Origin of the sequence: Agromyces sp. MMS24-K17, from assembly GCF_043950245.1 — a bacterium.
GTDB lineage: Bacteria > Actinomycetota > Actinomycetes > Actinomycetales > Microbacteriaceae > Agromyces.
Map to the genome: position 1 here is coordinate 195,851 of NZ_CP171640.1, position 12,776 is coordinate 208,626.

At 72.0% G+C, this 12,776-nt stretch carries 11 protein-coding genes and 1 tRNA gene; 5 read left to right on the top strand and 7 right to left on the bottom strand.

The window, feature by feature from the left end; all coding sequences use genetic code 11:
* Positions 1-29: 29 nt before the first annotated feature.
* A complete protein-coding gene (locus ACGGZK_RS00795) occupies positions 30-392 on the bottom strand; it encodes an iron chaperone (RefSeq protein ID WP_395244374.1) in 363 nt (120 codons plus the stop codon).
* 56 nt (positions 393-448) lie between these two features.
* Here ACGGZK_RS00795 and ACGGZK_RS00800 point away from each other — a divergent pair, with 56 nt between their 5' ends.
* Positions 449-718 (top strand): acylphosphatase, encoded by a 270-nt coding sequence (locus tag ACGGZK_RS00800; protein ID WP_395244375.1) that lies wholly within the window; start codon positions 449-451, stop codon positions 716-718.
* A gap of 174 nt (positions 719-892) precedes the next feature.
* Here the strand turns inward: ACGGZK_RS00800 and rplA are convergent, their stop codons facing one another.
* From rplA to ACGGZK_RS00825, 5 genes are all read right to left on the bottom strand, one after another.
* Positions 893-1,582 carry a 50S ribosomal protein L1 gene (rplA, locus tag ACGGZK_RS00805; protein ID WP_395244376.1) on the bottom strand — a complete coding sequence of 230 codons (690 nt, stop codon included), beginning with the start codon at positions 1,580-1,582 and terminating at the stop codon, positions 893-895.
* A 79-nt stretch (positions 1,583-1,661) separates the two neighbouring features.
* Positions 1,662-2,090: a 50S ribosomal protein L11 gene (rplK, locus tag ACGGZK_RS00810; protein WP_395244377.1), complete on the bottom strand. Its 429-nt coding sequence runs from the start codon at positions 2,088-2,090 to the stop codon at positions 1,662-1,664.
* A 159-nt stretch (positions 2,091-2,249) separates the two neighbouring features.
* A complete protein-coding gene (gene nusG / locus ACGGZK_RS00815; RefSeq protein ID WP_395244378.1) occupies positions 2,250-3,176 on the bottom strand; it encodes a transcription termination/antitermination protein NusG in 927 nt (308 codons plus the stop codon).
* Positions 3,177-3,244: 68 nt separating this feature from the next.
* On the bottom strand, positions 3,245-3,520 hold the full coding sequence (gene secE / locus ACGGZK_RS00820; RefSeq protein ID WP_121477920.1) for a preprotein translocase subunit SecE: 276 nt from the start codon (positions 3,518-3,520) through the stop codon (positions 3,245-3,247).
* Between the two features lie 39 nt (positions 3,521-3,559).
* A tRNA-Trp gene (locus ACGGZK_RS00825) sits at positions 3,560-3,632 on the bottom strand.
* Between the two features lie 233 nt (positions 3,633-3,865).
* On the opposite strand from ACGGZK_RS00825, the gene dgt reads away from it, so the two are divergent.
* Entirely contained in the window at positions 3,866-5,449 is a 1,584-nt protein-coding gene (dgt, locus tag ACGGZK_RS00830; RefSeq protein WP_395244379.1) for a dGTP triphosphohydrolase, read from the top strand.
* Here dgt and ACGGZK_RS00835 read toward each other — a convergent pair.
* Positions 5,446-8,460: a hypothetical protein gene (locus tag ACGGZK_RS00835; RefSeq protein WP_395244380.1), complete on the bottom strand. Its 3,015-nt coding sequence runs from the start codon at positions 8,458-8,460 to the stop codon at positions 5,446-5,448. The genes dgt and ACGGZK_RS00835 overlap by 4 nt on opposite strands.
* A gap of 167 nt (positions 8,461-8,627) precedes the next feature.
* Between ACGGZK_RS00835 and ACGGZK_RS00840 the strand changes: the two genes are divergently transcribed.
* The 3 genes from ACGGZK_RS00840 to ACGGZK_RS00850 all read left to right on the top strand — a co-directional run bounded on the left by ACGGZK_RS00840 (position 8,628) and on the right by ACGGZK_RS00850 (position 12,774).
* On the top strand, positions 8,628-9,038 hold the full coding sequence (locus ACGGZK_RS00840) for a hypothetical protein (protein WP_395244381.1): 411 nt from the start codon (positions 8,628-8,630) through the stop codon (positions 9,036-9,038).
* 196 nt (positions 9,039-9,234) lie between these two features.
* Positions 9,235-11,439 carry an esterase-like activity of phytase family protein gene (locus ACGGZK_RS00845; protein ID WP_395244382.1) on the top strand — a complete coding sequence of 735 codons (2,205 nt, stop codon included), beginning with the start codon at positions 9,235-9,237 and terminating at the stop codon, positions 11,437-11,439.
* A 117-nt stretch (positions 11,440-11,556) separates the two neighbouring features.
* The gene (locus tag ACGGZK_RS00850) at positions 11,557-12,774 is read left to right on the top strand and encodes a pyridoxal phosphate-dependent aminotransferase (RefSeq protein WP_395244383.1); all 1,218 of its coding nucleotides are present in this window, start codon (positions 11,557-11,559) and stop codon (positions 12,772-12,774) included.
* Positions 12,775-12,776: the final 2 nt, after the last annotated feature.

Genomic DNA, 12,776 nt, shown 5'->3' on the forward strand with positions numbered 1-12,776 from the left:
GGGCACGCGGGCACGCGGAGGGCGCGGACTCAGCGCGCGAGCGCGGCGTCGATCTCGTCGCGGCGCAGCACCACGAGCCGGGTCACGACCTCCTCGGGCAACGGATGCTCCGCCGAGAACCTGACCGTCCCCTTCGACCAGTCGAACCCTCCTGCGTCGAGCTCCTCGTGCACCGCGTCGACGACGGCCGGGCTGAACGGGTAGTACCCGATGTGCGCCTTCGCGACCTGCACGCTGAGCAGCGGGCGCCCGCGGTACGTGAGCGCCGGCATGCCGTAGCCCAGCCCCTCCTCGGCGTCGGGCACGAGCGCGGCGGCCCGGCCCCGGATCCGCTCCACGGCGTCGCGATCGGGCCCGTCGAGGCCCGCGATGTAGTCGGTCAGTTCCCCCATGCCGGTCATCGTACGCCCCGGCTTCCGAGCCATCACGGCTCGGCTAGGGTGGCGGGATGATCCGTCGTCGCGTCGTCGTCAGCGGCCTCGTCCAGGGCGTCGGCTACCGCTACCTCGCGCGCAAGCACGCGCAGCGCCTCGGCGTGGTCGGCTGGGTCCGCAACCTGCCGGACGGCACGGTGGAGGCCGAGATCGAGGGCGACGAGGCATCCGTCGCGACCATGCTGCGCCGGCTGGAGGCCGGCCCGCCCGGCTCGCAGGTCACCGGCCTCGCGGTCGAGGAGGTCGCCCCGCTCGGCGAGGCGGAGTTCCGCATCGCGCGGTGAGGCGCGCGGCCGGATGCCCCGCCCCGCGCCGAGCCGCACCGCTCCACGCTGCCCGGGGACGACACCGAGGGGCGGATGCCCCGCCCCGCGCCGAGCCCCACCGCCATGCCGCCCGGGGACGACGAAGGCCCGCCGGCGGACCGGCGGGCCTTCGTACGACGCGAGGCGTCAGGCTCAGATGGCGTTGACGTCCAGCGGGATGCCGGGGCCGAACGTGGTCGACACGGCGCCCTTCTGGATGTAGCGGCCCTTGGCGCTGGACGGCTTGAGGCGGGTGATCTCCTCGAGCGCGGCCTTCAGGTTCTCGTTGAGCTGGTCGTCGGAGAACGAGGCCTTGCCGACGACGAAGTGCACGTTGGCGTGCTTGTCGACGCGGAACTCGATCTTGCCGCCCTTGATCTCCTCGACGGCCTTGGCCGGGTTCGGGGTGACGGTGCCGGTCTTCGGGTTCGGCATGAGGCCGCGCGGGCCGAGCACCTTGCCGAGACGACCGACCTGGCCCATGAGCTCCGGGGTCGAGACGGCGGCGTCGAACGACGTGTAGCCGCCGGCGACCTTCTCGATGAGCTCGGCGCCGCCGACCTCGTCGGCGCCGGCCGCGATCGCGGCCTCGGCCGCGGGGCCGGTCGCGAACACGATGACGCGGGCGGTCTTGCCGGTGCCGTGCGGGAGGATGACGGTGCCGCGCACCATCTGGTCGGCCTTGCGGGGGTCGACGCCGAGCTTCAGCGCGACCTCGACGGTCGAGTCGAACTTCGCCGAACCGGTGACCTTCGCGAGCGCGACGGCGTCGGTCGGAGCGTAGTACTTGCCGGCCTCGATCTTCTCGGCCGCGGCCCGGTAGGCCTTGGACTTCTGTGCCATGTGGATTCTCCTAGCGAGAAATGTGGTCATCGCGCCTGGCCGGCGCTGCCACGAATGAGAGTTCTGGTGAAGGGGTCGACTACTCGACCGTGATGCCCATCGAACGGGCGGTGCCCGCGATGATCTTCGAGGCGGCGTCGAGGTCGTTCGCGTTGAGGTCGACCAGCTTCTGCTCGGCGATCTCGCGCACCTGCGCCTGGGTCAGCTTGCCGACCTTGGTGGTGTGCGGGACGCCCGAGCCCTTGGCGACGCCGGCGGCCTTCTTGATGAGCTCCGCGGCGGGCGGGGTCTTCAGGATGAAGGTGAACGAGCGGTCCTCGTACACGGTGATCTCGACGGGGATCACGTTGCCGCGCTGCGACTCGGTCTGCGCGTTGTACGCCTTGCAGAACTCCATGATGTTCACGCCGTGCTGACCCAGCGCCGGGCCGATCGGCGGGGCCGGGTTGGCGGCGCCGGCCTTGATCTGAAGCTTGATCAGACCAGTGACCTTCTTCTTCGGTGCCATGATTTCTCTCTTTCTGATCGAACGCCCCGGGGCCCGGGGCACTCTCCCGCGGACCCGGCGGATCCGGGTCGCGGTGGATTGTGGGAGGCGTGCGACGCGCGCACAACCTCTCGATGATAGCGGAGGAATCCTCCGAGCGGGCTGCGAGCGCCCGCTCTGCTACAGCTTGGTGACCTGGTCGAAGCTGAGCTCGACCGGCGTCTCGCGCTCGAAGAGGGAGACGAGCACGATGAGCTTGCCGCTCTCCGGCTTGATCTCGCTGATCGTGCCGGGCAGGCCGGCGAACGAGCCGTCCTTGATCGTGATGGTCTCGCCGACCTCGAAGTCGACCTCGGCCGGCACGGCGCGGGCGGCGCCGGCGGCCTGGGCGCCCTTGGCACCCTTGGCCGGGGCGACGTCCTTGATCTCGACGAGGCTCTTCAGCATGCCGAAGGCCTCCTCGAAGCGCAGCGGCGTCGGGTTGTGCGCGTTGCCGACGAAGCCGGTGACGCCCGGAGTGTGGCGGATGACCGACCAGCTCTCCTCGTTGAGGTCCATGCGCACGAGCACGTAGCCCGGGATGCGCACGCGGGTGACCATCTTGCGCTGGCCGTTCTTGATCTCGACGACGTCCTCCATCGGGACCTCGACCTGGTGGATGAAGTCCGCCATGGCCATGGTCTCGCGGCGCTGCTCGATGTTCGCCTTCACGCGACGCTCGAAGCCGGCGTAGGAGTGGATGACGTACCACTTGCCCGGCAGGAACCGCAGCTCGGCGCGGAACTCCTCGTACGGGTCGACGACGTCCTCGGCCTCTTCCTCGACGGCCTCGACGGCGGCGAGGGCCTCCTCCTCGGAGTCGATGTCGAGCGCGTCGTCCACGACGGCGTCGGCCTCGGGGTCGACGGCCTCGGCCATCGCGTCGAGGACGGCATCGAGGTCGATGTCGTTGCCCTCGTCGTCGACGATGTGCACGGCCACATGCTCGGCCGAGTCGACCGACGTCTCGTCGTGCTCGAGCGTCGCGCCCTCCTGGGCCTCGTCGTCTTCCGAGGACTGCTCGGCCGCGGTCGACCAGTCGACGTCGTCGCGCTCGTACTTCGTCACTTCAGATCCTTCTCTCAGTCGGCCGGGAACTCCCGGCCGGAGTCAGCCCTTCGGCACCGAGAGCCCGATCAGACTCCCGGCTGGCCGAAGACGTACAGCACCAGCCAACCGGCCAGCTGGTCCAGCCCCCACACGATCGCCATCATGATGACGACGAATACGAGCACCACACCCGTGAAGCTGAACAGCTCCTTGCGGGTGGGAGTGACGACCTTCTTCAGCTCGGCGATGACCTGCCTGATGAACAGGGCGATCCGCGAGAACGGGTTGCGCCGAGCCGCGCGCTCGCGCTTGGCGTTGGCGACGACGTCCTCACTGGGTTCGTCGATGACTTTCCGGGCCACTCGTATACCTTTCGTGGGCCGGCATTCACTGCCGGCTCGCAGGGCGGACAGGACTCGAACCTGCAACCTGCGGTTTTGGAGACCGCTGCTCTACCAATTGAGCCACCGCCCTAGGGCCCCGGTTCCGGGACTCCTGGCATCACTCCCGACGGCTTCGCAACCCACCCCCGGAGGCGCAGAGAAGCTTGGTCGTCGATCGCAACCTCAGCAAGTCTAGGCGACGGATGCCCCGCCGCCAAACCGTGGCCCGCTCGGGGCCGTCCGTCCCCCGTGGAGCGGCGCCCGCCCTAGATTGGAACGGCAGCCGGGCGGGGCATCCGCACCGGTTCGAGGAGTGGGGGCGAGATGATTCCCGAACGCGCGCGGCGACGGGTCGCCGAGCCGACGAGCAGCATCGAGGTGATCGGCGAGCACTCGCAGTTCCGCCTCGACCTCGAACGCATCCGCTTCTCGCCGTACTTCTCCCGCCTGTCGGCGGTGACGCAGGTGATCGCGCAGCCCGGGGCGGGCCCGCTCATCCACAACCGGCTCACGCACTCGATCAAGGTCACGGCCGTCGCCCGCGCGATCGCGGTGGGCTTCGCCGATCCCGCGTCGCCGGGCCACGACCTCGCCGTCGAGCACGGCTGCGACGCGGTCGTCGTGCAGGCCGCGGCGAGCGCGCACGACCTCGGCCACCCGCCGTTCGGCCACCTCGGCGAGCGGGTGCTCGACCGGCTCGCGCGCGAGTCGCTGGGCCTGCCGGACGGGTTCGAGGGCAATGCGCAGACGTATCGCATCATCGCGTCGCTCGACGTCACCGAGACCTCGCCGCACGGCCTGAACCTGACCGCCGCGGTGCGCGCGGCGACCGCGAAGTACCCGTGGACCCGCTTCGCCGACGCGGCGGCGCTCGGGACCGGCCCGCTCCCCCGCGGGATGCGGCGGAGCGACGGCGGGCCGTCCGGCGCGTCCGGCGCATCCGGCGCAGCCGGCGCAGCCGGCGCAGCCGGCGCATCCGGCGGCATCGAGGTGGCGAAGTTCTCGGCGTACGACCTCGACGCCGCCGACCTCGCCGCCGCGAGGAACGGCCTGCCGCCGTTCGCGCAGTCGCTCGAGTGCTCGGTGATGGACCTCGCCGACGACATCGCGTACTCCATCCACGACGTCGACGACTTCTACCGGGCGGGGCTGCTCAGCCAGGGCGCGGTGGCCCGGGAGTTCCGCGGCTGGCTCGACGGCTCGGCGGCGCTGCGCGACCTCGACGACGAGGCGCTCGTGCTCCGCACCGCGCCGCCGGGCGCCGCGCTCGAGGGCCTGCGCCGCAAGCTCCGCCACTCCGACCCGTGGATCGCCGACGACGAGGCGTTCGCCGAGGCCGTCGCGGTCGTCGCGGGCGACCTCGTCGACGGCCTGCTGGCGATCCCGTTCGACGGGTCGATCGCGGCCGAGCGGGCGCTGTCGTCGTTCACGAACCGCTGGATCAACCACTTGCAGTCGTCGGTGGTGCCGGCGCCCGCGGGCGAAGCCCGCACGGGGCTGGTCACGCTCGACCGCCTGGCCTGGCACGAGGTCGAGGTGCTGAAGTTCCTGCACCGCCACTTCATCCTCGACCGGGCCGACATCGCCCTGTACCAGCGCGGCCTCAGCCGGGTGCTGACCCGCGCGGTCAAGGGCCTCACGGCGTGGGTCACCGACGACGTTGACCGGCATCGCGTGCCGGTGCGGCTGAAGGAGCTCGTCGAGCTGGCGACCGACGGGTATGCGGCGCTGCGCACCGAGCGACCCGAGGGCGTGCCGGTGCCGGCGGCCGACGACGTGCTGAGCCTCGGCGTCGGCCGCGGCGTGATCGACTACGTCGCGTCGCTCTCCGACGACCAGGCCCTCGCCGTGTCGGAGGCGATCGACGGGCGGCCCGACCGGCTCTGGGACATCGGGCAGAACCTCTAGGCGACGACCGCCCGGGCCCGCCGGCGCGGCAGCGCCAGCGCGAGCCCGACCACCGCCGCCGCCGCGCCGAGCGCGGCGACGAACCACGGGGTGTCGGCCGGGATGTCGAGGTACACGGTGATGCCGAGGATCCGCGACAGGCCCCACGGCAGCAGCGCCATCTGGTCGTTCCACGTGGTGAGCGCCTGTTCGAGGCCGATCGCGCCGACGAGGGTCGCCATGAGCCCCAGCGCGAGGCCGCTCGCGGCGACGGTCGCGCCGATCGCGCGCCGCCGGCCGATCTCGCGCGCCGCCGCCCACGCGCCCGCGACGAGCACCCAGGCGAAGAGCGCGAACGCGACCGTCGTGTACAGCGACCGGGAGACCGGGTCGGTCCAGAAGCCGAACCAGTACCCGCCGGGACCGGTCGGCACGAGCACGGCCGAGAGCAGCGCCACGCGCAGCAGGGCCGCGCCGCCGAGGGCGGCGGCCACGGTCGTCCAGGTCCCGCCGAGCAGCCGCACGACGAGCACCAGCGCGGCGGCGAACAGCGCCCACGTGCCGAGGGTGACGACGAGGTGAGCGGGCGCGGCGAACCAGGTGAGGATGCAGCGGCTCAGCACGAGGGCGACGGCCGGCACGGCGACGAGCAGCACCCGGTCGAGCGTGCCGAGGTCGCGCACGACGTCGGCCGCACGCCAGGGACGGGTGCCGGCGATCCAGGTCGCGCGGGCGGCGCGGGCGCCGGGCCAGGCCGCGAACCGGCGCCACCGCGCGGCGATGCCGAGCGCGAGCCAGGCGAGCACGACGGCGAGCAGCCCCCCGGACGCCCACGCCATCGCCGGGTCGCGCTCGGCCCGGTCGAGGCCGAGCTGCGCGGCCGTGAGGTTGTACGCCGGGAAGTACGGGTCGCCCGCGTACGCGTCCTCGTGCGCGGCCGCGCTCGTGGCGAACGCGCCCTTCGCCCGCTCCCACGCGGCGAACGCCTCCGGGGAGCGGGTGTCGTGCCACTCGGCCTTCCGCAGGAACATCTCGCGGTAGTCGGCGAGCAGGCCGAGCGTCGACGCCTCGTAGTCGAGGGTGTCGGCGAAGGCGGCGCGGAGCGCGGGATCCTTCCAGCTCGAGGCATCCGTCGCCCCGACCAGGTCGCGCATGTCGTCGACGGCGGCGAGCGCGCGGCGCCCGCCCGCGATCGCCTCGTCGAGGTCGTCGCGGGAGATCTCATAGATCACGTCGAGCGAGGCGCTGTCGCCGGTGAGGATGTCCCACTCGAAGATCCACATCATGGGCGGCGGCTCGAGCCCGATCGCGAACACCCGGCGCTCGGCGAACGGCCCGATGTACAGGCCGTCGGTGATCGCCTCGCGGGAGCGGGCCATCGCCTCGCCGATCGCCCGCACCGTCTCGGGGTCGTCGGAGAACCAGCGGCGGGCCCAGTCGGCCGTGATCGCTGCGGGGTCGAGCGACGGGTCGCGGGCGAGGCGCACGGCGAGCTCGGTGTTCAGCTCGGCGAGCTGCCAGAACCCGGACTTCAGTTCGAGGTTCATCGGGCCGGCGCGCCACGGGCCGCCGTCCTGCGTCCAGGTCCAGATGCCCTCGATGTTCGGGTTCGCGGCGAGCAGCCGATCGAGCGCCGTCGCGTAGAGCGGGCCGAGGTCGTTCGGGAACGCGCCGTAGTTCTCGAACTCGCGGCGGCTCTGGAACTCGATGATGCGGCGCTGGTCGCCGACCTCGAGCGTGTCGTTCAGCGGCAGGTGGCTGTAGAAGTCGCCGAGGCTGTACTTCGTCGACACGATGAGGTGGTCGGAGTCGATGCCGTCGAGCACCGCGTGGTACGACTCCCGGTTCGTGTGCAGGTCGCCGACGGCGCCGACGCCGACGCTCCAGGTGCGGAAGATGAGCTCGCGGTCGGCCTGCTCGGCCTGGCCGACGAGGGTGGTGAGCATGGTGCGCACCGCGTCGACGGTCGTGACGGCGAGCTTCGACGTGTAGTCCCAGTCGGGCAGGTCGTACACCTGGCCGGCCTCGCCGATGCGGATGAGCACGCCGTCGACGTAGGGCATCTCGCGGTAGAGCTCGTCGAGGCCCTGCGCGTAGACGCCCCAGAACTCCGGGTCCTCGGTGTCGAGCGAGCCGAACCGCTCGGTCAGGTAGTCCTCGAGCGGGGTGGTGACGACGAGCATGTCGGTGCGGAAGAAGACCTGGAGGCCGGCCTCGTGGGCCGACTGCAGCATCGGGCCGAACGCCTCGCGCATGGCGTGGGCGCGGGCGACGTGCTCGTCGTCGGCGTCATACACCTCGGTGCCGTCGCCGACGTCGGAGAACGTGAGGTACTCGAGCAGGCCCGGGAAGGCGAGGGCGGTGTACCCCTCGGCGAGCAGGTGCGCGACGTACGCGTCGAACTCCTCGCGGGCCGCGGCGAGCGCGGTCTCGTCGATGTAGGGCGCGTCGGGGAGGATGACGTCCTCGAACGCCTTCGAGTTGTGCGAGTAGTCGTCGCCGGCGGAGTACGCGGCCTCGTCGGGCTCGACGCCGACGGCGCCGAGGTCGGCCATGCGGAAGCCGAGGCGCGACGCGACCTCCTGCCCGAGGTGCTCGGCGATCGGGCGACCGTCGCGGACCGCGGCGGCGAGGTCGTAGACGCCGCGTACGGCCCCGGCCTCGCCGGCGGCGACGATGCGGAGCGCGGATGCCTCGCCGTCGAGGCGGTACGTCTCGTCGGCCGGGTCCCCGTCGCCCGCCTCGACCGTGAGCGTGGCGGTGCCGTCGGTGGCCGGGGCATCCGCGACGGCCGCCTCGAGCTCGGCGACCGCCGCGCCGATGCGCGGGCTGCCGGGCGCGTCGATGGCGGTGAAGGCGGGCGGCAGCGCGGTGGGCGCGACCGGGGCGACGGCGGATGCCTCGGCCGGGATGTCGGAGGCCTCGGAGCGGATGCCGAGGGCGTCGGTGAGCACGAAGGCGATCCCGGCCCCGAGGGCGAGGAGGATCAGGGCGGCGACCCCGGCGAGCAGGGGTCGTCGAGGGCGCGTCATCACGCGGCGTAGCGTAGCAGAAGTGGGACGGATGTCCCACTTAGCCCCGGGAACGCCGACGGCGCGCCGCCCGCCGCGGATCGGGCCGAGGTCTAGCCTGACGCTCAGCACCACCGCGCCGCCGCGGAATGCCGCGCCCGGCGCTTCCACGAGGGGAGGAAGACGCAATGACTGAGACCACCGGAACCAAGGCGTCCGGCTGGGTCGGCTGGGGCTGGTTCGCCGGCTTCCTGCTGATCGCGGCCGGCGTGTTCGACGCGCTGTACGGGTTGACGGCCCTGTTCGCCCCCGACAGCGTCTACTTCGCGGTGAACGGGACGCTGTTCCTGTTCGACCTCCAGGGCTGGGCGTGGTGGCACCTGCTGACCGGCCTCGCGCTGATCCTCGTCGCGATCTTCCTGCTCCGCGGGGCGACCTGGGCGCGCGTGGTCGCGATCATCCTCGTGCTGCTGAACGCCATCGGGCAGCTCTACCTGCTGCCCGCGCAGCCGTGGTGGTCGCTCATCGTGATCACGCTCGACATCTTCATCGTCTACGCGCTCACGGTGCACGGCCGGGAACTGAAGTCCGCGGCCTGAGCCGCACCACGACGGATGCCGCGGGCCACGGGGTCCGCGGCATCCGTCGTTCACCGCCCGGACCGGCAGCCGTCGCCTCGCCGCCATGGAAGCTTCGACCCGGCTCGGTTGGCTCGACCGCATGAGTTGATCGCAGACGCGGCGCCCGAAGCCGCGCATCCTCGCCCTCACCATCGCCGCGGCCGCCGCCGCCACCGTGCTCGTCCCCACCACCGCCGCCGTCGCGGCCGGCGGCAACGGGGCCGAGCACTCCGACTCGCCGTTCGTGCAGGCGCACGTGCCCACGCTGGTCGCGCGCGCCACGCTCTCGGCCGACCACCTCGAGCCCGGCCCTCCGTCGGGCGCCCTCGCGTCGCCTGCCAACGGTCGCACCGGCCCCTGGGACGGGCAGGTCATCCCCGGCTTCTCGGCCATGATCGACAACGGCGACGGCACCTTCTGGGCCCAGCCCGACAACGGGTTCGGCGCCAAGGGCAACTCCGCCGACTTCCTGCTGCGCAACTACCTCGTGCGTCCCGCGTGGCAGACCGCCGACGGCGGCGACGGCGCGATCGCCGTCGAGCGGTTCATCTCGTACAACGACCGCAACGGCCTCCTCGACTTCCCGATCGTGAACGGCGCCACCGCCGACCGCCTGCTCACGGGCGCCGACTTCGACATCGAGTCCGTCGTGCGCGCCAAGGACGGCACGTTCTGGGTCGGCGAGGAGTTCGGTCCCTTCCTGCTGCACTTCGGCGCCGACGGCACCCTGCTCGAGAAGCCGTTCCCGCTCGCGGGCGCGAAGTCGCCGCAGAACCCGTACCTGCAGCCCGGCGAGACGCCGCGCGTGCGCGCCAGCCGCGGCTTCGAGGCCCTCGCGGCCTCGACCAACGGCCGGTACCTCTACCCGGTCGTCGAGGGCTCCTACGCCGACGACCGCGACCTGCGCCGTCGCGAGATCCACGAGTTCGACACCAGGCGCGGCCAGTACACCGGCCGCACGTGGAGCTACCAGGCCGACCAGGAGGCGAACGTCATCGGCGACGCGTTCACCGTGCGCAACGACGTGCTCCTGCTCATCGAGCGCGACGACTTCGAGGAAGCGCAGGCCGTCACCAAGCGGGTCTACCAGGTCGACCTGCGGCGCACCGACGCCGACGGATACCTCGAGAAGACCCTCGTGCTCGACGCGCTGCGGATCGCGAACCCGAACGGCATCGGCGCCGGCGACGGCTACGGCACCGGCGAGGTGTTCTCGCTCCCGGTGCAGTCGTTCGAGACGGTGGTGCAGCTGAAGGACGGCGACCTGCTGATCGGCAACGACAACAATTACCCCGGCAACGACGCGAGGGTGCCCGGCACGCCCGACGACACCGAGTTCGCGGTGATCGACCTCGACAAGCAGAAGATCGAGCCCTCGGACGTCACGATCATCGGCCACCGCGGTGCGAGCGGCACCCGCCCCGAGCACACGCTCGCGGCCTACGAGCAGGCGATCGTGCAGTGCGCCGACTACATCGAGCCCGACGTGGTCTCCACGAAGGACGGCGTACTCGTCGCCCGCCACGAGAACGAGATCTCGGGCACCACGGATGTCTCGACCCGCGCCGAGTTCGCCGGGAGGAAGACGACCAAGGTCATCGACGGCGTGAGCGTCACCGGATGGTTCACCGAGGACTTCACCCTCGCCGAGCTGCGCACCCTCCGGGCGAAGGAGCGCCTGCCGCTCACCCGCCCCGCGAACACCGCGTTCGACGGCCTCTACCAGGTGCCCACGCTCGACGAGGTCATGGACCTCGCCCGGCACTCGGTGAGCTGCGACGGCCGCCAGGTCGGCGTCTACCCGGAGACGAAGCACCCGACGTACTTCGACTCGATCGGCCTCTCGCTCGAGGAGCCGCTCGTCGCGGCGCTGCAGGCGAACGACCTCGACCGCGAGACCGCGCCCGTCATCGTGCAGAGCTTCGAGGTGGGCAACCTCCGCGAGCTCGACGGCCTGACCGCCGTGCAGCTCGCGCAGCTCGTCAGCCCGAGCGGCCGGCCGTACGACTTCACGGCCGCGGGCGACCCGCGCACGTACGCGGACCTCGTCACCCCGGCCGGCCTCGCCGAGATCGCGACCTACGCCGACGGCGTCGGCCTCGAGAAGTCGGTCATGATCCCGCGCACGGCCGCCGGCACGCTCGGCACGCCCAAGCCGGTCATCGCCGATGCGCACGCCGCCGGGCTCACCGTGCACGGCTGGACCTTCCGCCTGGAGAACCAGTTCCTGCCCGCCGAGTTCCGCTCGAGCACCGACCCGAACGCGCCCGGCGACCTCGTCGGCGAGATCGGCGTCTTCGTCGCGGCCGGCATGGACGGCGTCTTCAGCGACCAGCCCGAGGTCGCCGTGACGATCGACACCATCGGCGTGGAGGACTGACGCCCGCACGCGGAGGAACGTCACGGTGACGGATGCCACGGTGACGGATGCCGCGGACCCGACGGGTCCGCGGCATTCCGGCTGTCACGCGGCATCCGCCCGGCCTAGGCTGTCAGGGTGACCGAGAAGCCCCGCCTGTCCTCCCGTATCGCCGCCATCGCCGAGTCCGCGACCCTGAAGGTCGATGCCAGGGCCAAGGCCCTCCAGGCCGAAGGGCGGCCGGTCATCTCCTACGCGGCCGGCGAGCCCGACTTCGCGACGCCCGCGCACATCGTCGAGGCCGCGCTCCAGGCCGTCTCCGACCCGCGCAACCACCGGTACACGCCCGCCGCCGGCCTGCCCGACCTCCGCGAGGCGATCGCGGCGAAGACGCTGCGCGACTCCGGGCTCGACGCATCCCCCTCGCAGGTGATCGTCACCAACGGCGGCAAGCAGGCCGTCTACCAGGCCTTCCAGGTGCTGCTCGACGAGGGCGACGAGGTGCTCGTGCCCGCGCCCTACTGGACCACCTACCCCGAGGCCGTGAAGCTCGCCGGCGGCGTGCAGGTCGACGTGTTCGCCGGCGCCGACCAGGGCTACCTCGTCACGGTCGAGCAGCTCGAGGCCGCCCGCACCGAGCGCACCAAGGTGCTGCTGTTCGTCTCGCCGTCGAACCCGACCGGCGCCGTCTACTCCCCCGAGCAGACCCGCGAGATCGGCGAGTGGGCGCTCGAGCACGGCATCTGGGTCGTCGCGGACGAGATCTACCAGAACCTCACCTACGCCGACGACCCCGAGGGCGAGCGGCCGCGCGCCGTGTCGATCGTCGAGGCCGTGCCGGGGCTCGCCGAGCAGGCGATCCTGGTGAACGGCGTCGCGAAGACCTACGCGATGACCGGCTGGCGCCTCGGCTGGATGGTCGGCCCCGCCGACGTGATCAAGGGCGCCGCGAACCTGCAGTCGCACCTCACGTCGAACGTGTCGAACATCTCGCAGCGCGCGGCGATCGCCGCCCTCACCGGCCCGCAGGACTCCGTCGAGGAGATGCGTCGCGCGTTCGACCGCCGACGCCGCACCATCGTGGCGGAGCTGTCGAAGATCGAGGGCATCACCGTGCCGGTCCCGCAGGGCGCGTTCTACGTGTACCCCGACGTGACCGGGCTCCTCGGCCGCGAATGGGGCGGCGTGACGCCGACCACCTCGCTCGAGCTCGCCGACCTCATCCTCGAGCAGGCCGAGGTGGCGGCAGTGCCGGGCGAGGCCTTCGGCCCGTCGGGCTACCTGCGCTTCAGCTACGCGCTCGGCGACGAGCCGCTCCTCGAGGGCGTGCAGCGCCTGCAGCGCCTCTTCGGCTGAGC

What these genes read in the sequence shown, in the direction of transcription:
- ACGGZK_RS00835 (WP_395244380.1), bottom strand. Translation starts at nt 8,460, where the DNA reads ATGACGCGCCCTCGACGACCCCTGCTCGCCGGGGTCGCCGCCCTGATC.
- rplA (WP_395244376.1), bottom strand. Translation starts at nt 1,582, where the DNA reads ATGGCACAGAAGTCCAAGGCCTACCGGGCCGCGGCCGAGAAGATCGAG.
- rplK (WP_395244377.1), bottom strand. Translation starts at nt 2,090, where the DNA reads ATGGCACCGAAGAAGAAGGTCACTGGTCTGATCAAGCTTCAGATCAAG.
- dgt (WP_395244379.1), top strand. Translation starts at nt 3,866, where the DNA reads ATGATTCCCGAACGCGCGCGGCGACGGGTCGCCGAGCCGACGAGCAGC.
- ACGGZK_RS00800 (WP_395244375.1), top strand. Translation starts at nt 449, where the DNA reads ATGATCCGTCGTCGCGTCGTCGTCAGCGGCCTCGTCCAGGGCGTCGGC.
- ACGGZK_RS00840 (WP_395244381.1), top strand. Translation starts at nt 8,628, where the DNA reads ATGACTGAGACCACCGGAACCAAGGCGTCCGGCTGGGTCGGCTGGGGC.
- ACGGZK_RS00795 (WP_395244374.1), bottom strand. Translation starts at nt 392, where the DNA reads ATGGGGGAACTGACCGACTACATCGCGGGCCTCGACGGGCCCGATCGC.